We start from the raw sequence: 25,359 nt of genomic DNA, 5'->3' as shown, positions 1-25,359 counted from the left end.
ACGTGACCGTTTTTGCGTGACTGGCTATGTGGCTGGGGGCGAGGTGGGCGTACCGCGCGGGAGCGCTGGCGGTTATTCTTCAGGTGGTCCTACCGGAGAAAAAATGAAGAAAATCTTTGCTATACCGCTCGTTGCAATATTCGCTGGGTGCGCCACATCAAATACAAACTTGCCGACGCAGGCGGGCGTCGATCTGGGTAAATACGTAGGAACATGGTACGAGCAGGCGCGTTTGCCGAATCGCTTCCAAAAAGATTGTGCCAGTGATGTTCAGGCCGACTACAAGTTAAATACCGATAACACGATCAGCGTCACTAATCGATGCCAAACTCAGGGCGGCGGCACCGAGGTAGCGGAGGGGGCGGGCAGGCTGTCGAACTCGGTTGATCCGCGTGACCCTGCAATACTGCAAGTAAGGTTCGCACCCAAGTGGACATCTTGGTTGCCCATGGTTTGGGGCGATTACTGGATACTTAGGCTTGAAGGTGACTACCGGTATTCCCTCGTAGGTACGCCAGATCGCAAGTATCTATGGGTGCTGTCGCGGGATAAGCAGGCGGATCAAACGACGGTTGACGCTTTGTTGGAATACGCCGAAACTCTCGGATTTCCGGTAGATGAGGTCAAGAAGACAGCGCAGTAATTGCACGCTTATCGCCCGGCTTATTGGGCCGGGCCTGTTTCCCATGCCCTTGGATCGTTAGCGGGCACAAGAGGAAGGTGAAACGCACTTATTTATATGCTTCAACCACAGCATCATAAGTGGATGTTGGCTCGAGCGCGTTGATCGTAAGCGTGCCGTGGTTATCACCGGAGGGCTCACCTGGCCAGTAGGTATAGTCTTCCTTCACCGTTAATATCGACTGCAAGACGGCGGCGTGACGGAATGATCCGAATGCTCCTTCTGTGTCGGTATCGCCAGGTGTTTGTTTCCAGACCTTGTTCGAAAACTGGAAATGCAAGGCGCCGAGCACATGCGCAGGATTGGCCTGTTGATAGCTGATAACGCCTTGTAGCTGATCCCTGACGAATTGCGGGGTGTAGTAGCTCTCTGCCCGGCTCAGGCCGATTTCGGTGAACAGAATAGGGCGATTAAAGCGCTCGTAAGTCAGTTGCACCCAGCCTTTGCCCGTATTTTCGGCATTATTGAATAGGTAGTCCTGGCTGTTGTATGTATTGGGGCACAGCATCAGCCTGTCTTTGTACGGTGCGGTGCGGCTATCGGACAGCAAGCGCTCGAACTGATCCCAGCTTGGCATGCTTGTTACTGCTCCGGTGGTTTGGTTTTTCGGCCCGTTGGGGGCACCTTTGGGAACAAAGGTTACGGGTACGCCGACCGGCACGCTCTTGCTGAATCCGAGCTCATCGGCTTTCTTCAGGAAGGCTGCCACCAGACCAATTGCGTTCTCGTACATGGCCAGATTATCGTACTGACTGCCGGCGCCGTGATCAAGCTCGTTCGAGATGATGACGCCTGCTATGGCGGGATGCCAGTCTATTTTGCCGCCTTGGCCCTTAAAGCCATAGTTAAGTTCGTTGAAATAGTCGGGCACCTGTGCAGTCCATTTAGCAGGGTTCTGGGGTAACCAGTTGCTGATGGGCACCACGACTTTAAGCCCAAGGCTGTGGGCGTGGTTCAGGAACTGACTGTGGTCGTTTCGTGTATCCCAGTCGTAGAGCCGGATCAGGTTAATGCCCATGTTTTTCATGGTTTGCAGGTCGTTGCGGCAAGATGACCCGAAGCTCGTGCCCAGGTTGCAGCTTGTCAAGAGGTTAGAGCTTGGTCCCCACAGTGCACCGGTTTGCTTGCGCGCAATGTCGCTGCCGAAGTAGATCCAGGAGCTGTTGGCCGATGAGGGGTTATAACCTTCTCCAAAAGCCTGGTAGGCGACCCCTTTTCCAGGCAAGGGAAAGCGGCTGAATTGGCCTGAATCGATGCTCAGGACGACTTGATCAAGTGCTTCCATGGCCCCGTGCTCTGGCCGTAAAAGCGTTCCCGTATAGCTCACCTGGTCTGAGGCCGCGTCGTACTTTGGCTCGGTCAGGGTTAGAAAGTACAGTTTCAGCTCGCCGGTGACGGTTGTGCCGAACAGCGCAGCATTGGGCGGATTGTCGCCAAAGACGTTTGCCCACTGCGGGAAAAAGTACGACATGGGACGGCTGTCGGAATATGTTCCCGGCGCGTTATCAACCCAGAACATATCCGGTCCGGCATTGCTTAACACGACCTGATACTGATTGGGGGTGGCAGCGGGAAGCAAGACCGCCTGGCTGGCGTATTGAATGTAAGAGGACACTTCCTGGTCGTCGGCGGCATTGTTCAGCACATTGAGTGTGACGGAGGTGAAAGCCACGGAGTCGGGTACTGGCTGGTCCAGAGTGTCATTCAGGAGTTTTGCGTGGAAGGTCAGTGTATTGAGTTTTTCGTCGTATAGGGGATTGGACAGCGTTATGTATACGCCTTCCAGATCGACGGCACCCGTTGGCCTGAATTGCAGTGTGGCGTTGGGGTTGATGTTGCCGTAGGCGCTATCCCAGGTGGAGCTTGCGTACTCTTTGACTGGAGTGGATCCGGACTCGCGGCCGGGCCGGTCTGTGTACCACAAGGCTGCTGGCTCGATATTGTTTAGTGTTAGCGTCCAGGAGCCTGTTTCGTTGCTGGCCGGCACTCGCGTCAGGCTTCCTGATTCGGCCATGAGCATATGGATGCGGGTGGAGTACTGGCTGCTGCTATCTGCAGTGATATCGGTGGTGTCGCTGCCGTTGCTGCTGCCGCATGCGGCCAGTATCAGGCAAAGGAATAGCGAAACCATCGCCATCAGAGAGTGTTTCAGTGTCATGATGTTGCCCCCAGTCGTTCAATGTAGTTACGGGTAGCGGAATCTTCTGTGCCACAAAACACGTACGGCGACGCGAAATTAATTACATTTTGACATTCAAAATATAATTTGTCATTAAATCAGGGGCAGGTTTCCCTTAACAAATTCCCACAATTAGCAGCCGACCCCCGTGATACGATCGCTGAATTTTGTCTGGTACGCACTCAGGTTCGTGCCCAATCATTCAGCGAGAGCCATCGGTCACTCATGCTAAAAATCTTCCCGGATTCGTCCTCCATTGCGGACTATGTCAGCGCCATGCTTGTTGCAAAGATTCAGGCCAAGCCAGATGCCGTGCTTGGGCTGGCCACAGGCGGCACCATGGAGCCGATTTATGCAAAGTTTGTTGCCGCCGCAAGGCATACAGAGCTGGACGTTTCGCGACTGACGTCATTCAACCTGGATGAGTACATAGGCTTAAGTGCTGATCATCCCAAGAGCTATGCGGCGTACATGCAAGAGCATTTGTTCCGGCACCTTGCGTTTGATGCTGCACGGCTGCACCTGCCTGACGGTCTGGCGCAAGACCTGAACGCACACTGCCGGTCATACTCCGGCAAGCTGCAGTCTGCGGGCGGCATTGACCTGCAGCTATTGGGTGTGGGTGGGAACGGGCACATCGGGTTTAACGAGCCGGGGACGGCTTTTGATTGCCCGTGTCATGTTGTGGAACTGGCCGAACAGACTCGCATCGACAACAGCCGGTTTTTTGCCGAAGGCAAAATTGTGCCGGTGTCTGCCATCACCATGGGGATGGCAGAGATTATGCAGGCGCGAGAGATCGTGCTGGTGGCGACTGGCGAAGCCAAGGCCAGGATCGTGGCAGAGTGGTACCAGGGTGGAATCACCGAAGCAATTCCTTTTACGGTGCTGAAACGGCATCCGGCAGCAACCATTATTGTTGACGCAGCCGCTGCGAGCCTGCTGCCCGAAGAGGCGACTCAGCAGCGTCTGGTGGCGAACGGCTAGGCGTTTATCGTTTCATTCTGCGCGTTCGGGCAGGGGATCCATATCCGGATCATCCCTGGCCGGTATGGGCTCTTCGGAAGGCGGTAGCTCTACGTCGTCCTGCTCGGGCTGGGGAATTTCATCGGGCCCTGGATTGGGGATATGGGGCTCGGGTGGTGGTACTACGTGGTCGTTCATGAACGCTCCTTTTTGGACGCTTGATGTGTGGCCCTTTGCCAGCAATTGCCGTTCCCGGCAGCTGGAATATGTCAGGCACGGGATTTGCTTTGAGTCTGCATCAGCCATCTGAAGGTATTCTGCGGGAATACCGGACTGCATTTGCGGAGGAACAATATGCCCAGCCATCAGAACCCGTCCAGTCCCACGGAGCGCAACCGTGAACAACATGATTCATCCAACCCGGGGCAAGCCAATCCGGCTCACAATACGCCGCGGCATTTGCGCAAAGACGAAGCCGGGCAACACGATAAAGGTGAGCCCGGCCAGGGCCAGACCCAGAGTTATCCGGGTGTGAAGGGCCCGAAGGCGCATGAGCTTTCTCGTGATCATGAGAACGATCGCGAGCAGGTGGAGCAGGTGAGGGGTGCGCCCGAGACCAGGGATCGTCCCGATAAGGATAGCAACGACAGGCGTACCGACGAAAAATGATGGACGGGACTATACGTCTTTCTTCAGATCGGCTCCGGCTGTAGGATCGAAATCCCGCCATGATGGCAGAAAAGGGAGATTACTTATATCCGCGTGCTGTTATCCGGTGTTAATGTAGCGATATGAGCCTCGCTCCCCTGACTTCCGCTTCGGCTGTCATACAGTTGCACGCCTGGACAGCCATCATCGCACTGGGTCTTGCGGTGTTCATGATGCTGCGCCGAAAAGGCACTGTTACCCATCGCTGGGTGGGTCGTTTCTGGCTGGTGGTCATGCTGGTTACGGTCATCTCTTCGTTCTACATCCACGAACTTCAAACCTGGGGGCCCTGGAGCCCCATCCATATACTTTCCCTGATTACATTGGTTCTGCTGTTGCGTGCTTATTTTGCGATACGGCAGCGCAAGGTCATGCAGCATGCCGAACTCATGAAGGTGGCGTTCTATAACGCTTTGCTGTTGGCTACCTTTTTTACCTTCCTGCCTGGCCGTATCATGCACGATGTGGTTTTCGGACCATCTGCTGCCGGCAGTACCGATTCAGCCATCCCATTGTGGGTATGGATAGTCGTTGGCGTGGCGGTGGTATTGGGTGGGCGTCACCTGGCATCGGCCATCATCAGGAAGCGCCACACCGGGCTGCCAGAGGGCCAGGGCGAATAGTAGTCAAGTCACTGAGGTTAAGCGTACACTAGGGGTAATTACTAGGAGGCGCGAAATGAATCAGTTGCTTGTACCTCTGTTGGTTGTTACCTTGGCCACCCTTGGCGCAGGGGTGCTTTTTCTGCTGCTGCTCTTGATGGCAGCAGGTACCGAGCCGGCGCAACGCCGTGCCTGGAAAGCCGCGTTGCGTCGTTTGTTCTGCCGGGTATCGTTCGATTGCTTCGGGCGTGGCGGCTCGAACGTCGGTCATCCCTGATGCGATGCACAGCCAGCCACCCGTGGCTGGCTAATGCTGCGTTCGCGCGTTCGATTTCTTCAATAGCCTCAATAAATGCTGCTTGAGTCCGCTGGAAAAAATTGGTACCAGCTGAAGCTGGTCCTGCGCATCCACTATTGATTTGATTTCTATGAACTGATGCGTAAAGGCATCGGTATTTCTTGCGTTCTTCTGGTAGGCCTGCAACAGTTTGTTGGCGGCCGCCTGGGCCTGGAACACCCGCGTTTCGGGCTGTTGGCCGTTCACGGCCGCGTAATGGTCGACCAGGTGTTCCAGATCGTCAAGAAACAGATTCAGGGCGTGATCGCCGGTGCATTCGGCACGCTCGTAGCCCCACTGGCGTGTTGTCATAGTGACCTCGGATGAGTACTGCTTGCGGGAAGTTTCCCGCATGGCCTAATTGATGCTGCTGGAGCCCTGGTGCTGTTCTTGTGCCTGAAGTATCAGGGCTTCAAGGTGCGGCGACGTTTGAAGTGCAACTACGGATGCCTGTGGATCGGCTTCATCCACTTCAAGCGTGAGCTTGATGCTTTGTCCTTCAAAGGCTGCGGGGTTGGCCTGGATCTGCACGTACTGGTTCAGCAGGCGGTCTACGGCTTTCTGTGCTTCGTGAACCTGCGTATCAAGGCTGGAATTGGCATGCAGCTTGAATTGTTGCTCAATGGTCTTTGCCAGATCCCAGCTAAAAAACATGAGCGCTTGCTGGCCATGGCATTCGGGGTGCAGGAAGCCCCAGGTTTCGTTATTGGATGTGTTCAAATTTCGTCTTCAAGGTTTCTGGGTGACTCGACGTTTGATGGTTTTGCCATCGTAGGTATAAACATCGATTTTACCCGGAACCTCGTTGCTGGGTGTGCTCAGGGTGAGCAGAGGGCCCTTTGCCGCTACCTGGATCTGGTCGGAGCATGAGCCGAATTCGGATGAGAGGTCGTAGCCAGAGGCATGCAGCACGACCCAGCGATAGCTGATGGGGCAGGTATTATTGCCGTCGTTGATGGAAACCAGGGCAATCTGGGCCTTGGGCGTACGAAAGGCATAAGTGATATTGAGCATGCCTTTGATGGCAGGCTCGACGTCGACGGCGTCGACCCGAAGTCGTGACTCGTAGACATATTCGCTGGGTGCAACGTTCAGCGTGCCAAACGGTGTTGACAGATGCAGACGCGACGGACTGACGGGCCATGTTGCAGGGCTTGCCGCCATGGCAAGCGTACTGGCTGCCATTAAGGCGGTTCCCATTGCGAGTTTGGTGAAATTCACGGTCATGGTGAGACCCTGTTTACAAATCTGAATTTGAAAGTCTGGTGCTAGACGTAACTAAAAGCAGATGATTTGTGACTATTGTAAACGTAAATGAATTTCTTTTTTTTCTTATGTGGTGTTAAGTTACAATTTTTTTGGCAAATATATAAAAAGATATCATCTATTTGCAATTAATAGATAAATAAATGCGATTGCCATAAGGAAGAAGTAAACCGCCACACCCGCAGCCAGGCTTGTAGTTATGACTTTTATTCGCCGTTTCAGGGGTTGGCGAACGCTACGGTTGGTGTCGCGCGTATTCCACCACCATGTAAGGCCGGCAGCCAGCATGCTGAGCAAGATTATCCACACTTTCATGGTCGCATTTTAGCGACAAAGTCAGGGCGAGGGCGGCCATAGGGCTTTCTTGTGTAAGTTTTACGTAAGTTTCAAATTGTATTTCTAATACTCAGGGCAAAACAGATAACAAAGCTGTGCCTTTGTAGACCTGGTGCCAGCGCAATCCGGCACTGAGTGACAACCCCATTTGACTTACTAAAAGGAGTTACAGGATGGATGACAAAAAACACGCAAAAGCCGGTGGCGTAGATCGGCGCTCGATGCTGAAAATGGGTGCCGCAGGCAGCGCATTGCTGGCTGGCGCACCCAAGATGGCATTGGCCGCCGAGGAAAAAAAGCCTATTGGCAATTATCCCGCAGGTGTCGAGGGCGATTCGGTTTTCATTGGCCTGACACTCGATATCACGGGCCCATACTCGGCTCAGGGCGCCGACCAGCAGAAGGGCTATGAGCTGGCGGTTGAGCAGCTCAATGCAGGGGCGGAAGAGGTCAAGAAAATTTCTCCCCTGACCAAAAAAGGTGTGCTGGGCAAGACCGTCAAGTTTGGTGTGGCCGATGCCGAAACCAAGCCCAATACGGCGGTTCAGGCAGCAAGCCGTTTCATTCATGACAACAAGGCCATGATGATCTCGGGCAGCACCAGTAGTGCCGTTGCCATCGCCCTGCAAAAGGTTTGCGACCGCGAACGCACGATCTACCTGCCGGCCATCAGCGGCTCGAACGAAACCACCGGCGTTGACTGCCAGCGCTACGGTTTCCGTCTTTGCTATTTTGCTTACACCGCCTGCAAGGCCATCGCTCCCGTGCTGGCCAAGTCGCTGGGCAAGGATCGCAAGGCCATGTACCTGGTGCCTGACTACACCTACGGTCATACCACCTATGACTCCATGGTCGAGTTCACCGAGAAGCAAGGCTGGAAAACCGTAGGCTCGCAAGTGCACCCCCTGGGCGCGAAAGACTACAGCTCCTTCCTGATCAATATCGCCAACAGCGATGCCGACACACTGGTCGTGATTGCCTACGGTGCCGACGCAGCGAACTCCATCAAGCAAGCCAAGCAGTTTGGTCTGCTCGACAAGATGAACATCGTGGTGCCTTATATGTCGGCCTTCCTTGAAAAGGAAATCGGTGCCGAAATCATGGGTGGCGTTTATGGCGCAACCGGCTTCTGGTGGACTTTGCAGGATCAGTATCCGATCGCCAAAGATTTTGTCACGGCCTTCGAGAAAAAATTCAAGGCCAAACCGCGTGACTCGGCATATATCGCATACCTGACCACCGTCATGTGGGCAGACGCTTGCGAGCGGGCCGGCAGCTTCTATCCGCCTGATGTCATCAAGGCCTACGAGGCGGGCGAGATCCGTCAGGGTCCGGTGGGTGAAGTCAGCTTCCGCGCTGAAGATCACCAGGGCATCATCAACTTCCCGATCGTCAAGGGCAAGAAGAAAGAGGACATGAAAAACCCCGACGATTATTTCGAGGTTGTGGAAGTGGTCAATGGCCGCGACGCGTTGCCCGAACTGGGTGTGCTGGGCTGCAAGCTGGGCCCATACGTTTAATAAAAAATAACGACAACAAAGAATGGCCGGACGGGAGCCCTGCACGGGGCAGGGCCGCCCGTCCGGATCATTCCGGGTGCGCTACATGTAAAGGAGGAACTTGAATGCCGAGCATGTCGTTGTTCTTATCACAGCTATTCAACGGACTGGCCACTGGTCTGTTGCTGGCGCTTATCAGTACCGGTTTGACGATTATCTACGGCACTCTCGGGGTTATCAACTTTGCGCATGGCGCCTTGTTTGTGGTTGGCTCATACGCCGGTTACACCGCGTACGAGATGACGGGCTCTTTTGTCGTCGCCATCGTCGCGGGCTCGCTGGTGGCCCTGGTGGTCGGGCTCATCATCGAGCGTGGCCTCATGCGTCAATACTATAGCCGTCCGCACGAGGACCAGATTCTGGTCACGTTCGGCATAGGCATCATCCTGGTGGAATTGGTCAGGTCGATTTACGGCGGCATCAGCCTGTCGGTGCCCACACCCGAGTGGGGGCAGGGCATTGCCAAGATCGGCACACTGATCTACCCGCTTTATCGTCTCGAGGCGCTGGGCATTGCGGCGGCCACCCTGGCCGTGCTGTATTACGTGCTGTACCGCACCAGTCTGGGCCTGATCGTGCGCGCAGGCATTGAAGATGCACAGATGGTCAACGCCCTGGGCATCAACGTCAAGCGTACCTTTTTGCTGGTGTTCGGCCTTGGCGCCATGGCGGCTGGCTATGCGGGGGTGATCGATTCACCCATTGTTACCCTGTCGCCCGACATGGGACACCGAATACTGGTCGACTCCTTCGTGGTGGTGGTCATCGGTGGCGTGGGGTCGTTTCCCGGAGCAATTATCGGCGGCATTATCGCGGGCGTCATACTCAGTCTTACCTCTATGTTTAATCCTGCATACTCTCATGTGATGCTGTTTGTTGTGATGGCATTGATTCTTATCTTCCGGCCACAAGGTCTGATGGGACAGGAGGGCCGCGAATGAGCACGCATCAACACTCCGGCAAATACTTGCGCCATCGCCTTCCCGAAATAATCGTGGGCGTGTGCCTGCTTGCCGCTCCGTTCGTCTTGCCGTATCTGGGCATGAGCGCAGACTTGCTGACCCGTATTCTTATCTGGGGTCTGTTCGGTCTGGGATTCGACCTGCTGTTTGGCTACACCGGCCTGCTGTCTTTCGGTCAGTCGGCGTTCTATGGTACGGGTGGTTTTGTAGCAGCGTATCTGCTGACTTCGGGCATAGTGCCGAACATGCTGCTGGCTTTGCTGTGTGGCGTGGTCATTGCAGCCCTGGCAGGACTGGCCATCGGCTACCTGACCTTGCGTCGTACAGGCATCTACTTTGCCATGAGCACGCTGGCCTTTGGCGAGATGTTCTACTTTCTGGAGAACTCGCTGTTCAAGGAGTACACCGGAGGGGAAAACGGCATTGCCGGTGTGCCGCCACCCGAAATATCACTGGGCTTCACAACCATCAATATTTCCAGTGGCTGGCCCATGTACTGGTTTGTCGCGGCATTTTTCTTCATCGGCTATCTGGTCGCACGCCGCATCGTTCGCTCTCCCTTTGGTGCCGTACTCAAGGCCATCCGCGGTAATCCCAAGCGGGCCATGGCGCTGGGTCATGCCATACAAAACTATAAGCTGACGGTGTTCGTGATTGCCGCCGCCTATGGTGGTCTGGCAGGTGGGCTGCTGGGTGTGTTCCAGTCTTACATGCCACCCGATGCCTTTTCACTCGATACTTCGGCACAGCTGGTTATACAGACTGTGATGGGCGGCGCCGGTACGCTGCTGGGACCCTTGCTGGGTGCCACCATCTGGCTGTATCTGTATGAAGGCTTGCAACAGGTATCCGACATCGGTGCCTACTGGAAGCTGATACTGGGCATCGTGTTCGTGGTGCTGGTGACGGTGTTCCGTCATGGGGTCGCAGGTGGTGTGATCGACTTCATGAAGCGTCGCCGCAAAGGCGCTGCCAACGTCGATGACGAAGCCGATACCGAGAGCAGTGCAGAACTGGCTATTGTGCCGCCCATCGCCAACAGACCGGGTGCGCCCGTACTCGAGGCACGTGGCATCACCAAGCAGTATGGCGGGCTTACCGCTGTGAGTGATGTGGACTTTTCCCTGGCTGAAGGCGCGATGCATGGCGTTATCGGGCCGAACGGCGCAGGCAAGTCAACCTTCTTTGCCATGCTTGCTGGCGAGCTGGCCACGACCAAAGGGCAGGTGTTCTTCCGCGGCCAGGAAATCACCGGCATCGGCGTCACCGCGGTATGTCAGTTGGGCATGAGCAAGAGCTACCAGATCAATCAGTTGTTCGAGGGGTTGACTGTCCGGCAGAATGCCGCGATTCCTGTGCTGGCACGCAGCCGTGGCAAGTTCCGCACCGATATGCTGCGTGGTCTGCATAACTCCGAAGGTCTGGATGAGCAGGTGAATGCAGCCATCGATCTGGTGGGGCTCAAGCGTCAGGGTGATACCCTGGTGTCAGAGCTGTCTTATGGCGAGAAGCGACGCCTCGAGATCGGCCTGGCACTGGCCACGGGTGCCAATGTGCTGTTGTTCGACGAGCCCCTGGCAGGGTTGGGGCCTGAAGAGCGCGTGCTCGTTGTTGCACTGCTTAAATCAATACGCAAGGGCCGCAGCATGGTCATCGTCGAGCACGACATGGATGCCATGTTTGAGCTGGCTGAGCGTATTACCGTACTTTATGAAGGCCGCAAACTGGCGGAAGGCACTCCGGACGAAATCCGGATGAGTCCGGCAGTCCAGGCAGCATATCTCGGAGGGATGGACGAGCATGAGTCTGCTTGAGGTCGATAAAATCAATAGCTACTATGGGGATTCCCATATCCTGTTCGACGTGTCGATGCGCGTGGAAGAAAATGAAGTGGTGGCTTTGCTGGGCCGTAACGGCGCCGGCAAAAGCACTACGCTGAAGACCCTGATGGGCATGGTGCAGGCCAAAAGCGGCATCATCCGCCATAACGGGACAGAAGTGCAGCAGCTTCCTCCGTATCAGTTGGCCAGGCGTGGCATACAACTAGTCCCCGAAGAGCGGCGCGTATTCGGGTCCATTACTGTGCAGGAGAACCTGCAGCTTGCGGCGATGTCGGCAGACCAGGCACGCTCGCTCGATGAAATCTACGAAACCTTTCCCCGTCTGGCCGAACGCCGGCGCAATCGGGGCAAGCAGTTGTCGGGTGGCGAGCAGCAGATGCTGGCCATTGCACGGGCGATGATACGCAACGCCAACATCATCATGCTGGACGAGCCCTTCGAGGGGCTGGCCCCACTGATCGTGCGCGATCTTATCGAGGTGTGCCGCCGTCTGGCTGAAGCCGGCAATACCATTATTATTGTGGAGCAGAACGTAAGGGCGGCACTTTCGCTGGCCGATCGCTGTTACCTGATCAACAATGGCCATATGGTATTCGACGGCACTCCTGATGAATTGCAGCAAGATAATTCTGTGATTCAAAAATACCTTGGAGTTAAGGTATAGCAGGCCATTTCTTGGTTTGCTGACCGGGGCAGCCTTAGCGGCTGCCCTTTTCATTGCTTGCCGCAGTATCATATTGCCTGTAGGCAGGCAGCGCTGGTGCGTATGCAGGGACTGACGCGTGTCAGGCTTCGCCAGATTCCTCGAGGTTTTTTTATCATGCAGTACAAGCCAGGTGCTGATCCGGTTGCACAAGACGAAACAAACGTTGATGGCGCCAGATTGGTAAATTATCAGCTGGATTTTGTCGCATCCAGCAAGTTGCCTACGCCCTGGGCGGAATTTCTTATCCATATTTTCCTGGATCCTGCTACCAGCAAAGAACATCTTATCCTCACCCTTGGCGACGTATCCGACGGCCGACCCGTTCTGGCCAGGGTGCATTCCGAATGCCTGACCGGAGACGCCTTGTTCAGTCAGCGTTGTGATTGCGGCGCGCAGCTGGAAACTGCGCTGCAGGCAATTGCGACCGAGGGTCGTGGTGCCTTGCTGTATTTGCGTCAGGAAGGGCGGGGCATTGGCCTGGTCAATAAAATCCGTGCCTATCAGCTGCAGGATGCCGGGGCGGATACGGTCGAAGCCAATGAACAGCTGGGCTTCCCGGCCGACATGCGGCGCTACGATTTATGCAAGCCCATGCTCGACAAGTTCGGCATCAAGTCCTTGCGGCTCATGACCAACAACCCGCGCAAGGTCAGGGCCATGGAAAAGATAGGCGTACGTGTAGAGGAACGTTTGCCCATACAGGTGAATCGCAATCCGTTTAACGAAAACTACCTGAGCACCAAGGCGGCCAAGCTGGGTCATTGGCTCAAGGAGCGCCTGTAACGGCCGTTACCCGTACAGGCTGCGTTGGAATCAGACTTCGGCCATGAAGCGCATCTTGAAGCGCCGGCCCTTGATATTGCCGGTGCTCAGTTTGCCGTAGGCCTGTTTTGCTATGCCGCGCTCGAGTGCGACGAAGCTGACGAATTCCAGAATATTGATCTTGCCTATCTGGGCGCCGGCAAAGCCCGCGTCTTTGGTCAGCGCACCCAGCAAGTCGCCAGGGCGCAGCTTGTCCTTCTTGCCGCCTTGTATGCATAGCGTCACCATGGGTGCGCGCAAACGCCCGCCCGGGGCGGGCTTGAGCGACTTCAGGTTGGCCCAGCTGATGGACTGACCTTGGTATTGTTCGATCTGGTTGGCCCAGCGCATTTCAAAGGGTGCGCACAAGCTCAAAGCCAGCCCTTTGGCCTGGCCGCGGCCGGTACGGCCGATACGATGTATATGAACTTCGGGATCGGGTGTGATCTCGACGTTGATGACTGCGTCGAGTGAGTCGATGTCCAGACCACGTGCAGCGACGTCGGTGGCAACCAGTACCGAGCAACTGCGATTGGCAAATTGAATCAGCACATCTTCACGTTCGCGTTGTTCCAGATCTCCATGCAGCGCCAGCGCGCTGAAGCCGCGCGACTCAAGGTATTGGGCCAGCTCCCGGCACTGTGCTTTGGTATTGCAAAAAGCGAGCGTCGATTCAGGACGGAAATGTTCCAGCAGCTGGGCCACCGCACTGTGGCGCCGGTCGGCATCGATTTCGTAAAAACGCTGCTCGATCTGGCCCGCATCGTGCACAGACTCGACTTTGACCTCGGCGGGAGCGCGCAGAAACCGTGCGCTTGCCTTGCGGATGTCGTCGGCATAGGTGGCTGAAAACAGCAATGTCTGGCGCCGGGTGGCGCAGGCTTTCACGATTCTGGTTACGTCGTCGTAAAAGCCCATGTCGAGCATGCGGTCGGCCTCGTCCAGCACCAGGGTGTGCAGCCTTGAAAAATCCACGCTTTCCCGTTCAATGTGATCCATCAGGCGCCCGGGTGTGCCGACAATGACGTGGGCACCGAACTTCAGGGATTCGGTCTGCGGCCGTATTGGCGTACCGCCACACAAGGTCAGTACCTTGATGTTGCCGATGGCACGGGCCAGGCGGCGCAGTTCACTGGCTACCTGTTCGCTTAGTTCGCGGGTAGGGCACAGTACCAGCGCCTGGATGTGATAGGCCGATGCGTTCAGCTTGTGAACTATGCCCAATCCGAACGCCGCGGTTTTTCCGCTACCGGTCTTGGCTTGTGCGATCAGGTCGCGACCTTCCAGTATGAGCGGCAGGCTCTGTTCCTGTATGGGTGTCATGGCCTGGTAGTCCAGGGTTCCCAGGTTATCGAGTATGGCTTGGGAAAGCGGCAGGCTGGAGAAAGGAAGAGGGGAGGTCACTGTTCAGGCACATTGAGGTTCTAATGGTGCCGGCCCGGGATTGGGCAGGCACCAGAACAGGCCTGATTGTAGCCTGTCGTGAATCAGGCTGCGGCTTCGTCGGTTTGCGCGTCGAAGCTGGTGGTGGCGATGGTCTTGATGCAGCGGTCGGCCGTTTCCAGTGCCTTGGCGCGACTGTCGCCACCCATATCGGTGCCTTCAGCGCGCACGATACGGATGTCGGTGATGCCGAAGAAGCCGAAGATGGTCTTCAGGTAGGTTTCCTGATGCTCCATGGCGCGACCGGCTTCGCTGTTCGAGTAGATACCGCCGCGGCTGAGGGCTGCGATGACAGTCTTGCCCGTCGCCAGGCCAACCACGCCCGATTCCGTGTACTTGAAAGTGCGGCCGGCTTGTGCAAGTCGATCTATCCAGGCTTTCAGTTGTGAAGGCACGGAGAAGTTATACAGGGGGGCGCCCACCACAATGACGTCGGTAGCCAGAAACTGGGAAACCAGGGCTTCAGACAAGGCGTTTTCGCGACGCTGTGCTTCGGTCAGTTCGGTATCCGAAGGAGGCAGCCGAAAACCCATGGCGTCTTGGGAAAAATGAGCCGGTGTATCCACGGCCAGGTCCAGGGTTTCGACTTGTGTGCCGGGAACGGCCGCTACCCATTGGTCCACGATGTCCTGGGTGAGTTTGCGGGAAATGGAATTGGCACCGTTAATGCTCGAGTCTACGCGCAGCAGTTTCATGAGTTCTCCGAAGGTCTGATTGCTAATGGCAAAAATATTGATGTGTCCATTATGGATTAGCCCTTATTGTTTGATAACCCATGCGGTTTGCGAATTACTGTTCCATTTTTGTTGGTAATAAGAGGGTCTGTGGTGCTAGCATATGCTTACCTTGACCTACATCAAAGAAGGTATGTGGTGGACAAGGCACAGTGCAGACTGGAGTGCATTAAATCGCAAATTTATAGGGGAACAATAATGCGAATTTTGCTTGTGTTAATGGCCGTTATGGCATCGCTGGGGTTTGTCGCCCCATCTTTTGCGGCCCACGATGGCGATGCGCCGCATGGCACTGTCACCTACACACCTGACATCACCTTTACTCTGCGTACCAACATCGCAGACGGCAAGCTGGTGTTTGTGGGTGACGCCGGTGCCATCAGCGGGCAAATCAATCCCGACTTGAAAGTACCTGAAAATGCCGTCGTGCAGATCAACGTCATCAATGGCGACGGTGCCATACACGACATTGCTGTACCCCAGTTCGGCGCCAAGTCCGACCACATTACCGGCAAGGGAGCGGCCACGTCCATCGTGTTCCGTGCCGACAGAAACGGTACATTCGAATATCTGTGCACACTGCCCGGCCACAAGGCCGCCGGCATGTTCGGCAAGCTGATTGTGGGCGAGCCTCAGGAACAAGCCGAGAGCACGGCGCTTAATATTGCCAAGGATCCCACTGAAGTCGGTGTTCCCGTCGGCAAGCGCGGCCCCGAGCATGTTACTGTCGATCTGGAAACCACCGAAGTCGTTGGCAAGCTGGCAAACGGCAGCACCTACAAATACTGGACCTTCAACAACACGGTACCTGGTCCGTTCATTCGTGTACGTGTCGGTGATACGGTTACCATCAACCTTTCCAATGCCTCCGATGCTTCGCACATCCACTCCATCGACCTGCACGCTGTAACCGGCCCGGGCGGCGGTGCCGATGTCACGCAAGCAGCTCCCGGTCAGGCCAAGAGCTTTACCTTCACGGCCAAGCATCCCGGACTGTTCGTGTATCACTGCGCAACGCCTATGGTGGCGCAGCACATCACCAACGGTATGTACGGCATGATCCTGGTCGAACCCGAAGGCGGCCTGGCTGAAGTCGATCGCGAGTTCTACGTCATGCAAGGTGAACTCTATACCGCAGAAAAACACGGGGCACAGGGGCACCAGGAGTTCTCGCTTGAAAAACTGCTGGACGAGAACCCCGAGCACCTGATGTTCAACGGTGCAATGGGCGCCCTGAGCGAGCAGTACAAAATGGAATCCAAAGTCGGTGAAACCGTCCGCATCTTCTTTGGTGTAGGTGGCCCCAACCTGACGTCCAGTTTCCACGTTATCGGTGAAGTTTTTGATCGCGTATACACACACGCCTCCCTGACCAGCCCACCGCTGACTGACGTGCAAACCACCTCGGTTCCTCCGGGCGGTGCTGCCATGGTTGAGTTCAAGACCGACTATCCCGGTCACTACATCCTGGTCGACCACGCCCTGTCGCGTGTTGAAAAAGGCCTGGCTGGTGTCCTTACCGTAACCGGTCCGGAAGACAACAAGGTCTTCCACGCGCACGATCCTGCTCCGGCAGCAGCGGCTCCCAAGGCAGGACATCACTAAGCCTTACGATGTCATCAACCGGCGGTGAAGTCAGCCGCCTTGTATCACCGGCAACCTGCCGGTGATACACAAAAAAGCAGGGCCTGCATTATGCAGGCCCTGCTTTTTTTCAATCGTACCGACCCGCAAACCGGGGCAGGGTACGAACTGCTTAAGCTTTCGTTGAACCGGTAGCTGCTTCCCTGGCTATTTGGTCGTAAGTACCTGCAGCAGTGAACAGCACATCGGTCGAGGAATTCAGGGCGGTTTCGGTAGAGTCCTGCAAGACGCCGATAATGAAGCCGACACCAACTACCTGCATGGCAATATCATTGGAAATGCCAAACAGGCTGCAAGCCAGCGGAATCAGCAGCAAAGAGCCACCGGCAACGCCCGATGCCCCGCAAGCACAAATGGCGGCGACCACGCTCAGTAACAGCGCGGTAAAGATGTCAACCTGTATGCCCAGTGTATTCACGGCAGCCAGCGTCAGGACGGTGATGGTCACCGCAGCACCCGCCATATTGATGGTGGCGCCCAACGGGATCGAAACGGAGTAAGTCTCTGCAGGCAGACCCAGACGCTTGCACAACTCCAAATTTACCGGGATGTTGGCAGCCGAACTGCGTGTGAAAAAGGCGGTAATGCCGCTTTCACGCAGGCAGGTAAAGACCAGCGGGTAGGGGTTGCGACGGATCTTGGCAAAAACGATGATGGGATTGACCACCAGTGCCACCAAAAACATGCAGCCAAGCAATACCGCCAACAGACGCGCGTAGTCCAGCAAGGCATTCAGGCCGGCTTCGGCGATCGTCGCGGCAACCAATCCAAAAATACCAAGAGGCGCAAAGCGGATCACCACCTTGACGATGAAGGACAGAACCATGGACAGGTCCGCCATCACATTCTTGGTGGCGCCGTGCGCGTGGCGCATGGCGATGCCGGTTGCGATGGCCCATGCCAGAATGCCAATGTAATTGGCATTGAGCAGCGCGTTAACAGGGTTGTCGACCACATTCATGAGTAGTGTGGTCAGCACTTCGATAATGCCGCCGGGTGCACTGAGCGTTTGGGCGTCGACTTTCAGCTGTATGGTCAGGGGGAACATGAAGCTGGCTGCAACGGCCACCAGGGCAGCGGCGAAAGTTCCCAGCAAATACAGGACCAGGATCGGGCCCATACTGATCTGCTGACCATGCTTGTGGTTGGCGATGGCAGCAGCCACCAGCACAAAAACCAGCACGGGAGCGACTGCTTTGAGCGCGCTGACAAACAGATTGCCCAGTAGTGCCACTGCGCCGGCCGCTTGCGGCGCTACCAGGGCCAGAATAACGCCGGCGACCAGGCCGATCAGGATCTGCGTGACAAGACTGCCATTGCTGACGAACTGCAACAGCGGATTTTGATTGTTTGATGCACGAGGCATGAGGGAACTCCAAAGCTAGGCCTGCCGGCCTTTAAAAGAAAAATGAGCTCCACCACAGAATGCGCCTCGTGAGCGCCGCACATTTGGCAGGCAGTGTCTGCAAGCCATGTGACTTATTATTGTTACAAAAAGACTACAATTGCAGCCGGGGCTAATTCTACCACCTTAAAAACAGTAAAAAAAAGCCCGATAGGCTATAATGGCTGATCTGGGGTCGATCCGGCTTCGACGTGGGTCGCGAAACAGAGCAGGGCATGTCGAGCACCAGTAAGCTCGTAAATCCACTGGAAAACTATAAACGCCAACGACGAGCGTTTCGCTTTAGCCGCTTAATGCGGTAAGCCGCTGCACTAATTTGTCTTTGGGTTAGGTAGGGTAAAACCTACAGCAGCGTCACTTACAAAGAATCGGAATATGTTGGGTCACTCAGCATGTTCTTAAATTAATGTGAATCGCCAAGGAAGGGCCTGTCGGTTGGCATGATCCAAGGTTAAAACTTAAAGTGAACCGAATAAACATGTAGAACTGCCTGCAGAGGGCTTGCGGACGGGGGTTCAATTCCCCCCGACTCCACCAATAATGAAACCCCAACCGTTCTCGGTTGGTGTGGAGTAAAGCATAAGTTGGCACTATTGCCATCTTATGCTTTATTTCACGAAGTGCCACATTATGCTTTATCGCGAAAATGTGGTATTGATCAAGGTTTTGCCCATGCAAAAGGGGTGCCTCCAATTGGAAGCATCCCTTTTTTTGCGTGGACGTTAGCGCGGTCAGCCTTCAGTCGGATGGCCTGCGATATCTACATGGCAGCGTCGTTGGCAGCCTGCCCGGCCAGGCTGGAGAGCACCGTATAAAGGTGGCGAGTCGAGTTCAGTGTCCTGGGTTCGACCAACTGCGCCACTTGTTCCACCGTGATGCTCTCGCCATTTTCACGCAGTATTTCGCAAGCCTGCAGCAGCTCTGCGTAAATGGCCGTCTGGGCCTGTAAGGCCCGCTGGTGCAGATGTTGGACGTAGCATGCCCCCAGAGTTCGGGCTTCTGTCGTGGCCTGGATATATAAGTGCCGCACATCGATATCCAGAGCTTTGGCGACCTCGGTGACGCTGCGTGGTTCGGTTTGCTTCAGCTCATCCCGAAGCCGCTGGCGAATGGCGCCCCAGTCGTGCTGGCGTTTTGGCCGATGCTGATTGGGTAAAGGATAGCCCAGTTGCAGTGCCAACTGCTGGGTTGTTGGAGGTGGGCACCAATCCGCCAGCGTGCCTTGTAGCAGGTTTGCCAGTGAAACACCACAATGCATAGCTATACGGACAAGCGCCTCCAGGGTGAGCGGTGTGCGAACGGTCCGCCAATAATGGACTGTTGATTTTCTGACTCCCAGTCGTCTGGCGAAGTGCGCAGCCAAGCCGCCATCCATGTCGCCAATAAGCCGCTCAACGCCCTGATGAAAAGATTCGATGTCGGGCGTAAAGGCTGGCCCGGTCTCGGGGGATGTTGACATCGCAGCCAAGAGGTCGGTGATGCAGCGTGCCTGTTCAATTTCCAGTTTCTGCTCTGTGGCTGGAGGAATCGTCGGATCCAACGGGATTGCGCTCCCCAGAAAGCATCCACAAGCAGTGCACCACCCTGGCACCACGACGTTGGCGGTATGCCGGACGTTGGATGCGTTGCAGTGCGGGCAGCGAGCGATCAGCGCGGTGAGATGTCGGACACAAACCTTGTTCAGACCGATATCCCAGGCCAATCGAAAGTATGGTTGCTGACCTTCCCTCTGGTCGTCGGCAAGGCAATATGGACACCAACGAGCCCGCGTCGCCATGAGGCCCTTGGCAGCGACGCAGCCCTGCAGCGGTAGCAAGGTCAGTTGCTGTAGCGTGGCCACACCCGTCAGTGCGCTCAGCATGCCTGCCCAGTTCAGGGCGCTGTCGCCAACGCCAGAAATTGAGCGTTGATACCAGACAAAGCGACTCTTTCCGGGCGTACCCTGGTGCGTTTCCCAACGGCCCGGTTCGATACGCTCGATGATGAACTTGGCCAAGTCGTTAGTCGTGCAGGCGTGGCTGTTCGCGAGGCGGCAAAAATAGCTTGTCAGGCTTTCTACCTCAGAGGTTCCGAGTCCTATAGGCGGTAAAGCATGCAATGTGGACCTGGGTGTGGATGCACTTAGACCCAGAGTAGCCGCAGCTGATATGGCAGAGATGCTGCTCATGCTGCACGCCTTTTGGTACTCGGCAGCCGGAATTGTTCGCCTGCAAAGCGCTCCTCACCCAGACGGATTTCCTCCAGAATGGCAGCATGCTGACCCTGAGTGAGCAGGCTCTTCTCGAGCAATGCCTGGGAAACGCCATCATAATTCTGGGCTCTGGAGATAAAACCTCTGATGAGGTCCATCAGGGTGCCGATGCAACCGAGCGTGTTCATTTGCAGCAGCTGGGCGTTTTCCAGCAGCAAGCCATCGAAATAGCCTAGCGCATCATGCTCCAGTCGTTGCAAAAAACCCTCGAAGGCGATGCAATCGTCGGGGCAGTCGCTGCGGTATCGTGAAAAGTGAATTTCCTTGATGCGACGGGCCAGTTGCCCCGACAGGCGGCTCACGCCCAGGATGTCGTAGGAACCGAACAGGATGATTTGACACCCTGCGCAGTTGGACAGGCTTTTCAAGGCATCGGTCTGACGCTTCATTCGGGTCTCGGACACGTTGGTCAGATGCCCGCCTTCGTCAATCATGAGGACCTTCACCCCTCGGGCGCGCAGTGCCTCTTCGACTTTTTTACGCAGGCCTGCGGCCGTGTTCTTGCTGCGCCCCAGAGGTCGGTAGACCCGGTTCGTCTTAGGGTCCACCCCGTACTCAACCCCCGCAGGGGTCCCCATAGGGCCTTCGAGCTGCTCCAGAATGTCGGAATAAAACAGTTTCCAGTTGAACTCCGTTTCCGATGTGGCCCTTGCCTCTATGCGCAAGACGGGAATGAGCCCTGGGTGCTGCGCCATTTCCGATTGGTAGCGTTTGAGCATCCGGGCATACAGTGTGTGCGCAAGCGTGGTCTTGCCTACGCCCGTGGGGCCGGTCACCATCAGGATATGGCCTTGGCCCATGGTTCCCAGCGCCTCGACCTCGGCAATGACTTCGCCAATGCGAGGGTGGTTGATGCGTTTATTCAGAAGCGTGTGCACAGTGGTCAGTGACGCTTCTTGCTGTGTCGTCTTTTTCATTAGTCCAAATCTCCGTATTCAAATCCAGCATCTGAGGCCTCATTGCCTGCACCTCTGGCGTACTCAGTATCGGCTTGCCTGACCTTCGACGGCCTAGCCGGCGGAGAAGATTGACTGCCTCGATGGGTAGTAAGGCCCTGTCCGCTGGAGTGCGCCAAGGCGAAGCTCTTCAGGGGTTCCAACCCAAAGACCTTGGGGCGGGAGCCTACTTGGTCTTCGTTCAATAGGCCTAGTTTTTCGTGCAGGAATTCGGTCTCACCCAGCATCTGCGCCTGGCGGAACACCTCCGCGTCGGGCGACATCGTGGCGATAAACTCCAGCAGCTGAGTGCCGGCTATCGCGTCGTGCCGGTTTAGGGCGCCGCCGGAATGCACCTTCAGATACTCAGCGCTGATGGCTTCGAGCTGCCGGACGTTAACCCGCGGCAAGTGCTGCAGCTGCATGCTGCGTGCCTCAATCCATTGACGGCTGGGCAACTGAACGAAGACGCGGGAAACGTCATATGGGTCATAGCGCACCGGAAACTTCTTCTTTGCTAGCAGCACGCTGTCAAAATGGGGCGACTGGTAGTAGAAGTTGTGGACCTTCACGCCGCGCTGGCGGTCAACCGTACGCTCGCCACCTCGGTCCACCGACGGACATGTGGCAATCAGGAAATCCTGATTGAAGGCAATCGCCCGGTGTGGCCGCTCACCGGTTTCGCGCAACGCCCGCTGGAAGGCTTCGCGTGGCGATATATCAAGTGCAGGATGCGTCTTCTGGTCATAGAACTCAAAGGCCCAGTGCTCCAGCACTGTATATAGGTTCTCCAGACTCCAGTTCGCCAGGTGTTTGGGTAGGTGCGAACCCGTGAGCATGCGAACCTGCTTGGTGAGCTCGGTATTGCCATCGAGGTTGTGCACCAGTTGCGTGTTCAACGTCCCGAAGAGCCGCTCCATAACCGAGCCAACACGAGGCTGGCCGGCTGGGCGCAGCCGGAAGTGGACATTCATGCTTGTCAGGAAATGCTTCACGTCTTGGGCGATGAGGTCCTTGCCGTTGTCGGTCATCAGCATCTGTGGCAGCCGATTCCAGCGTTTCACGAAGGCGCGCAGGGCCATCAGGACCGCCGAGCGGTCAGGCGGCTGAAATCCGAGATGCAAGGCCATCACGCGACGGGAGAACGCGTCGACCATCATTGACAACCATGGTCGACCGAGCGACAGGCCTGTGCGCCGGCATTTCAGCTCGATATCCAGCAGCGTGTGGTCGATATGCACGCATTCGAAGGGCCGCACCCCGTGGCGTGGGGTGTCATAGGCCAGGGTGTAGTAAAACTGTCGGTTCTGGTAGGCAATGCGCTTGCCATAGCGGACTTTGCGCATGGCATCGTCTTCGTGGCTTTTCAGGTGATGCAGAAACGTCGGGTAGCTGGGACAAACGATGGATTCTTGGCTGCAGTGGGTCTGCAGTTCTCGGTATACGGCTTTGCCGTTAGGCGCGCGCGGAGTTGCATAAAAGGTCTGCCGAATGTGTTCCATGGCGGCTAGTTGCTCGGCCGATAGCCGCTGGCTGCGATTGCCCTTGTCGACGTGGCGCGGGGCCAGGGCCAGAATTTGATGGCCACCATTGAGTACAGTGCTGGCCTGCTGGGATTGGAGCCGGTAGTACGTACGCCGCGACAGTCGGGTGGTAGCGGGGTCATATGGCATGTCCAGAATCTGGGCGCGATGTTGTGCAAGCTCCAGTGCCGGCCCAGGGTAGTGCACCAGAGGGTGCAGGTCCAGGCCATCTTGCTGGATACCACGCAGTTGAACCAGTTGGCCCGATGAAATGGCGTTGAGCAACCATTCCTTAGCCAGTGTCACTGTCCCTTCGTTCTCGATGGTTCGGCAGACGACATCGTGCTCACCCAGCAGTGATACCTCCAGGGTCTGGCGTCATAGCGAAAGCGAACCCCAAGCGCGAGATTCAAGGAGAATGCTGGACTGGTTACGGTGGGCAGGGTTGTGTGACCTGCCGCATAGAAGCCCATCAGCGCGGTATCTCGATACACCATGAAATCGTCTGGGGCGCTCAGCAAAGCTGAGCTGAGGTTACATGCGAGATGCCCTTCGACGATGGCCTGGTTCAGCTCATCGGCCAGAAAACCGAACCCTGGGCCTTGTAGATCGCGCAGACTCAAGCGACCATGCTCGGCCAGCACGACTCGCAGCCGCTGCACGGTCAGGGGTGAAGACGCAGGGGCACCGACATGCAGATAGTCTTCCAGTACTTCCCAGTTTTTGGTTCGGTTCGGGTGCATTTCGGCGCTGCTGTGTATTTCATAAACAATCCCAAGCTTTGCCAGATGCGCTTCAATTTGAGGGCTACGCCAATGTGAGCCCCGCTTCTCGTAGCGCCAGGGCTGGCGGCGGGCCAAATGCATGAGTTTTTCTTCCGTCTTCCACTCCTGTAGCAGGATCTGTGTAGGCTGGATGACGAGGAAGTCAGGCGTGTGATCGATGGGATGGACCTCACCGGTTTCGGGATCGATGAGTTCGAGCTTCAGCGTGCAAGGCTGTGGGTAGTATTCCAGAACCTCCTTGCTTACTTCGAGCTCAAGCGCCGCCGCGTACTCAGTCCTGCGGCTTTCAGTGGCAATTTCCCGCCCCATTTTTCGGCTGGAGAGAATTGTGATGACGTTCGAGCCATTGGATTTCACTTCTCGCACGGGTGCGTTCCGTCTGGCTTCGATGATCAGTCGGCTCCCTGATTCTGGCGTACCAAGATTCGCGAACAAAGACTCTAATTGCGCATCTGTTAACAAGTTAATCTAACTTAGGTGGTGTTTCCGTGGAATTAATGCAAGTCGTAATGCTCTGGTTTCAGTAGATGCAAGAAGCTGCGCGGGGCGTGCCAACTTGATCTAGACCATAACTCTTGAATTGGATTTTCTTGGGAAACATAAAAGAAATTCGTTTTATCTGCGATTATTATTGTTATTGAATTGGGTAATGTCAAAGAAGAATCGATGCACAAGTCAATTATTTTTTAAATTGTCTTAAAATCAATTTGGATCAATTTGGATCAATTTGGCTTGTTTTTATATTATTGAGAAAATAAACATGCCTAGCTGTTAGCTAATTATTTCTTGAGATATTGGATTTATGCTGTTAGTGTCTATTGCTTGCTTGCTTGCTTGCTTGCTTGTTTTCTATGTTGGTGTGCGGAGCGTTAGGTTCTCTTGATCAGATAGGTTGTTAGGTTAATTTGATTTTTTATTAATATTAGCTTTTAAATAAAATAATAAATGTTTGTTTTTTATTAATTGCCTATCTCTTTAATAATTGTTGTTTAGTGCGATTGAGGATTTTAATTGCTTGTTTAAATTGAATTGGTGAGGCGTAAATGTAATTTTTAGACTAATTAGTGGTGGGGTTGATTGTAATCTAATATGTGTCCATGTTATATTTTATATAATGAGCATGGGTCTTGTTTTGGTGTTTCAAAATAACAATGCCTTATTGATAAATCTATTTAAATTGAAAAAATAAAACCTATGTTTCTTTATTGATGCTTAATTTTTTTGCTTTATTTTTATTGAAAAAATTGGGATGAATCGGCCCGGCTACCCTAGACACCCATTTGCCTCATAATGAGGATATCTGGAGGTGTCATGAGCATGAGCGCACAACCGAAGCGATTTACCGAAGAATTCAAGATCGAAGCCGTTCGCCAGGTGACTGAGCGTGGGCACAGAGTGGCCGATGTTGCTGAGCGGTTGGGAGTGAGTGCCCACAGCCTGTATCAGTGGCGTAAGCGCTATGGGCAAGCAGATTGCACGGCAGTGCGCCGGGAAGCTGATCAGGCGGGCGAGGTTCGTCGGCTAAAGGCAGAGTTGCGGCGTGTTACCGAAGAGCGCGATATCTTAAAAAAAGCCGCGGTAGGTTCAATGGGTCATTGCAACACCTTCCTATTAATATTGAATGATGGAGGGTTTACCAATGGCACAAATGGGACGGCCTGGGCTTATACCAGAAGGCAAGGCGGAGGTTTGGC

The 25,359-nt window shown here is 55.2% G+C and carries 24 protein-coding genes and 1 other RNA gene; 13 read left to right on the top strand and 12 right to left on the bottom strand.

Annotated features, from left to right (window positions below; genetic code table 11):
* The first annotated feature begins 103 nt into the window (after nt 1-103).
* Nucleotides 104-643, top strand: coding sequence for a lipocalin family protein (locus LKR43_RS14185; protein ID WP_227684867.1), 540 nt, complete (start codon nt 104-106; stop codon nt 641-643).
* 88 nt (nt 644-731) lie between these two features.
* Here the strand turns inward: LKR43_RS14185 and LKR43_RS14180 are convergent, their stop codons facing one another.
* The gene (locus tag LKR43_RS14180) at nt 732-2,840 is read right to left on the bottom strand and encodes a hypothetical protein (protein WP_227684866.1); all 2,109 of its coding nucleotides are present in this window, start codon (nt 2,838-2,840) and stop codon (nt 732-734) included.
* A gap of 246 nt (nt 2,841-3,086) precedes the next feature.
* On the opposite strand from LKR43_RS14180, the gene nagB reads away from it, so the two are divergent.
* A complete protein-coding gene (gene nagB / locus LKR43_RS14175; RefSeq protein WP_227684865.1) occupies nt 3,087-3,848 on the top strand; it encodes a glucosamine-6-phosphate deaminase in 762 nt (253 codons plus the stop codon).
* Between the two features lie 12 nt (nt 3,849-3,860).
* Here the strand turns inward: nagB and LKR43_RS14170 are convergent, their stop codons facing one another.
* Complete coding sequence (locus tag LKR43_RS14170; protein ID WP_227684864.1) at nt 3,861-4,025, bottom strand: hypothetical protein; 165 nt, start codon at nt 4,023-4,025, stop codon at nt 3,861-3,863.
* A 156-nt stretch (nt 4,026-4,181) separates the two neighbouring features.
* Here LKR43_RS14170 and LKR43_RS14165 point away from each other — a divergent pair, with 156 nt between their 5' ends.
* The 3 genes from LKR43_RS14165 to LKR43_RS14155 all read left to right on the top strand — a co-directional run bounded on the left by LKR43_RS14165 (nt 4,182) and on the right by LKR43_RS14155 (nt 5,414).
* Nucleotides 4,182-4,496, top strand: coding sequence for a hypothetical protein (locus tag LKR43_RS14165; RefSeq protein WP_227684863.1), 315 nt, complete (start codon nt 4,182-4,184; stop codon nt 4,494-4,496).
* A gap of 122 nt (nt 4,497-4,618) precedes the next feature.
* Entirely contained in the window at nt 4,619-5,158 is a 540-nt protein-coding gene (locus LKR43_RS14160; protein ID WP_227684862.1) for a DUF2306 domain-containing protein, read from the top strand.
* Between the two features lie 55 nt (nt 5,159-5,213).
* Nucleotides 5,214-5,414: a hypothetical protein gene (locus tag LKR43_RS14155; RefSeq protein WP_227684861.1), complete on the top strand. Its 201-nt coding sequence runs from the start codon at nt 5,214-5,216 to the stop codon at nt 5,412-5,414.
* A 30-nt stretch (nt 5,415-5,444) separates the two neighbouring features.
* Here LKR43_RS14155 and LKR43_RS14150 read toward each other — a convergent pair whose 3' ends face one another.
* From LKR43_RS14150 to LKR43_RS14140, 3 genes are read right to left on the bottom strand one after another with little or no spacing between them, the layout of a single operon-like run.
* A complete protein-coding gene (locus LKR43_RS14150; protein WP_227684860.1) occupies nt 5,445-5,786 on the bottom strand; it encodes a hypothetical protein in 342 nt (113 codons plus the stop codon).
* A gap of 45 nt (nt 5,787-5,831) precedes the next feature.
* On the bottom strand, nt 5,832-6,194 hold the full coding sequence (locus LKR43_RS14145) for a hypothetical protein (protein ID WP_227684859.1): 363 nt from the start codon (nt 6,192-6,194) through the stop codon (nt 5,832-5,834).
* A gap of 9 nt (nt 6,195-6,203) precedes the next feature.
* Nucleotides 6,204-6,701: a hypothetical protein gene (locus tag LKR43_RS14140; RefSeq protein ID WP_227684858.1), complete on the bottom strand. Its 498-nt coding sequence runs from the start codon at nt 6,699-6,701 to the stop codon at nt 6,204-6,206.
* Between the two features lie 548 nt (nt 6,702-7,249).
* Between LKR43_RS14140 and LKR43_RS14135 the strand changes: the two genes are divergently transcribed.
* From LKR43_RS14135 to ribA, 5 genes are all read left to right on the top strand, one after another.
* Nucleotides 7,250-8,596: a substrate-binding protein gene (locus tag LKR43_RS14135; RefSeq protein WP_227684857.1), complete on the top strand. Its 1,347-nt coding sequence runs from the start codon at nt 7,250-7,252 to the stop codon at nt 8,594-8,596.
* 113 nt (nt 8,597-8,709) lie between these two features.
* Nucleotides 8,710-9,576, top strand: a complete 867-nt coding sequence (locus tag LKR43_RS14130) for a branched-chain amino acid ABC transporter permease (RefSeq protein WP_227684856.1) — start codon at nt 8,710-8,712, stop codon at nt 9,574-9,576.
* Nucleotides 9,573-11,411 carry an ATP-binding cassette domain-containing protein gene (locus LKR43_RS14125; protein ID WP_227684855.1) on the top strand — a complete coding sequence of 613 codons (1,839 nt, stop codon included), beginning with the start codon at nt 9,573-9,575 and terminating at the stop codon, nt 11,409-11,411. Before LKR43_RS14130 ends, LKR43_RS14125 begins: the two co-directional genes overlap by 4 nt.
* Entirely contained in the window at nt 11,398-12,102 is a 705-nt protein-coding gene (locus tag LKR43_RS14120; RefSeq protein WP_227684854.1) for an ABC transporter ATP-binding protein, read from the top strand. The genes LKR43_RS14125 and LKR43_RS14120 overlap by 14 nt, the downstream gene beginning before the upstream one ends.
* A gap of 156 nt (nt 12,103-12,258) precedes the next feature.
* Nucleotides 12,259-12,927: a GTP cyclohydrolase II gene (gene ribA / locus LKR43_RS14115; protein ID WP_227684853.1), complete on the top strand. Its 669-nt coding sequence runs from the start codon at nt 12,259-12,261 to the stop codon at nt 12,925-12,927.
* Between the two features lie 30 nt (nt 12,928-12,957).
* Here ribA and dbpA read toward each other — a convergent pair whose 3' ends face one another.
* Nucleotides 12,958-14,349 carry an ATP-dependent RNA helicase DbpA gene (dbpA, locus tag LKR43_RS14110; protein WP_227684852.1) on the bottom strand — a complete coding sequence of 464 codons (1,392 nt, stop codon included), beginning with the start codon at nt 14,347-14,349 and terminating at the stop codon, nt 12,958-12,960.
* An 83-nt stretch (nt 14,350-14,432) separates the two neighbouring features.
* Nucleotides 14,433-15,083: an FMN-dependent NADH-azoreductase gene (locus LKR43_RS14105; RefSeq protein ID WP_227684848.1), complete on the bottom strand. Its 651-nt coding sequence runs from the start codon at nt 15,081-15,083 to the stop codon at nt 14,433-14,435.
* Between the two features lie 237 nt (nt 15,084-15,320).
* Here LKR43_RS14105 and nirK point away from each other — a divergent pair, with 237 nt between their 5' ends.
* Nucleotides 15,321-16,727, top strand: a complete 1,407-nt coding sequence (gene nirK / locus LKR43_RS14100) for a copper-containing nitrite reductase (RefSeq protein ID WP_227684846.1) — start codon at nt 15,321-15,323, stop codon at nt 16,725-16,727.
* A 151-nt stretch (nt 16,728-16,878) separates the two neighbouring features.
* Here the strand turns inward: nirK and sstT are convergent, their stop codons facing one another.
* On the bottom strand, nt 16,879-18,132 hold the full coding sequence (gene sstT / locus LKR43_RS14095) for a serine/threonine transporter SstT (protein ID WP_227684844.1): 1,254 nt from the start codon (nt 18,130-18,132) through the stop codon (nt 16,879-16,881).
* A gap of 210 nt (nt 18,133-18,342) precedes the next feature.
* On the opposite strand from sstT, the gene ssrA reads away from it, so the two are divergent.
* Nucleotides 18,343-18,708: a transfer-messenger RNA gene (gene ssrA, locus LKR43_RS14090) on the top strand.
* A gap of 223 nt (nt 18,709-18,931) precedes the next feature.
* Here ssrA and LKR43_RS14085 read toward each other — a convergent pair.
* From LKR43_RS14085 to LKR43_RS14070, 4 genes are read right to left on the bottom strand one after another with little or no spacing between them, the layout of a single operon-like run.
* On the bottom strand, nt 18,932-20,338 hold the full coding sequence (locus LKR43_RS14085) for a helix-turn-helix domain-containing protein (protein ID WP_227684842.1): 1,407 nt from the start codon (nt 20,336-20,338) through the stop codon (nt 18,932-18,934).
* Nucleotides 20,335-21,339 (bottom strand): TniB family NTP-binding protein, encoded by a 1,005-nt coding sequence (locus LKR43_RS14080; protein WP_227684841.1) that lies wholly within the window; start codon nt 21,337-21,339, stop codon nt 20,335-20,337. Before LKR43_RS14080 ends, LKR43_RS14085 begins: the two co-directional genes overlap by 4 nt.
* A complete protein-coding gene (locus tag LKR43_RS14075) occupies nt 21,339-23,186 on the bottom strand; it encodes a transposase family protein (protein WP_227684839.1) in 1,848 nt (615 codons plus the stop codon). Before LKR43_RS14075 ends, LKR43_RS14080 begins: the two co-directional genes overlap by 1 nt.
* On the bottom strand, nt 23,183-24,031 hold the full coding sequence (locus tag LKR43_RS14070) for a TnsA endonuclease N-terminal domain-containing protein (protein WP_227684832.1): 849 nt from the start codon (nt 24,029-24,031) through the stop codon (nt 23,183-23,185). Before LKR43_RS14070 ends, LKR43_RS14075 begins: the two co-directional genes overlap by 4 nt.
* A gap of 951 nt (nt 24,032-24,982) precedes the next feature.
* Here LKR43_RS14070 and LKR43_RS14065 point away from each other — a divergent pair.
* Nucleotides 24,983-25,359, top strand: a 377-nt coding sequence (locus LKR43_RS14065) for a transposase (protein WP_227684941.1), incomplete at its 3' end; no start/stop codon positions are given.

Source organism: Pusillimonas sp. MFBS29 (assembly GCF_020687695.1).
GTDB lineage: Bacteria > Pseudomonadota > Gammaproteobacteria > Burkholderiales > Burkholderiaceae_B > Pusillimonas_C.
The sequence above is the reverse complement of the archived record's forward strand: the minus strand, read 5'-3'. Positions and strand labels throughout refer to the sequence as shown.

Bases quoted from the DNA above. Each gene is read 5' to 3' on its own strand.
- LKR43_RS14185 (WP_227684867.1), top strand. From the start codon at position 104: ATGAAGAAAATCTTTGCTATACCGCTCGTTGCAATATTCGCTGGGTGC.
- LKR43_RS14180 (WP_227684866.1), bottom strand. From the start codon at position 2,840: ATGACACTGAAACACTCTCTGATGGCGATGGTTTCGCTATTCCTTTGC.
- nagB (WP_227684865.1), top strand. From the start codon at position 3,087: ATGCTAAAAATCTTCCCGGATTCGTCCTCCATTGCGGACTATGTCAGC.
- LKR43_RS14170 (WP_227684864.1), bottom strand. From the start codon at position 4,025: ATGAACGACCACGTAGTACCACCACCCGAGCCCCATATCCCCAATCCA.
- LKR43_RS14165 (WP_227684863.1), top strand. From the start codon at position 4,182: ATGCCCAGCCATCAGAACCCGTCCAGTCCCACGGAGCGCAACCGTGAA.
- LKR43_RS14160 (WP_227684862.1), top strand. From the start codon at position 4,619: ATGAGCCTCGCTCCCCTGACTTCCGCTTCGGCTGTCATACAGTTGCAC.
- LKR43_RS14155 (WP_227684861.1), top strand. From the start codon at position 5,214: ATGAATCAGTTGCTTGTACCTCTGTTGGTTGTTACCTTGGCCACCCTT.
- LKR43_RS14150 (WP_227684860.1), bottom strand. From the start codon at position 5,786: ATGACAACACGCCAGTGGGGCTACGAGCGTGCCGAATGCACCGGCGAT.
- LKR43_RS14140 (WP_227684858.1), bottom strand. From the start codon at position 6,701: ATGACCGTGAATTTCACCAAACTCGCAATGGGAACCGCCTTAATGGCA.
- LKR43_RS14135 (WP_227684857.1), top strand. From the start codon at position 7,250: ATGGATGACAAAAAACACGCAAAAGCCGGTGGCGTAGATCGGCGCTCG.
- LKR43_RS14130 (WP_227684856.1), top strand. From the start codon at position 8,710: ATGTCGTTGTTCTTATCACAGCTATTCAACGGACTGGCCACTGGTCTG.
- LKR43_RS14125 (WP_227684855.1), top strand. From the start codon at position 9,573: ATGAGCACGCATCAACACTCCGGCAAATACTTGCGCCATCGCCTTCCC.
- LKR43_RS14120 (WP_227684854.1), top strand. From the start codon at position 11,398: ATGAGTCTGCTTGAGGTCGATAAAATCAATAGCTACTATGGGGATTCC.
- ribA (WP_227684853.1), top strand. From the start codon at position 12,259: ATGCAGTACAAGCCAGGTGCTGATCCGGTTGCACAAGACGAAACAAAC.
- LKR43_RS14105 (WP_227684848.1), bottom strand. From the start codon at position 15,083: ATGAAACTGCTGCGCGTAGACTCGAGCATTAACGGTGCCAATTCCATT.
- nirK (WP_227684846.1), top strand. From the start codon at position 15,321: ATGCGAATTTTGCTTGTGTTAATGGCCGTTATGGCATCGCTGGGGTTT.
- sstT (WP_227684844.1), bottom strand. From the start codon at position 18,132: ATGCCTCGTGCATCAAACAATCAAAATCCGCTGTTGCAGTTCGTCAGC.
- LKR43_RS14085 (WP_227684842.1), bottom strand. From the start codon at position 20,338: ATGAGCAGCATCTCTGCCATATCAGCTGCGGCTACTCTGGGTCTAAGT.
- LKR43_RS14080 (WP_227684841.1), bottom strand. From the start codon at position 21,339: ATGAAAAAGACGACACAGCAAGAAGCGTCACTGACCACTGTGCACACG.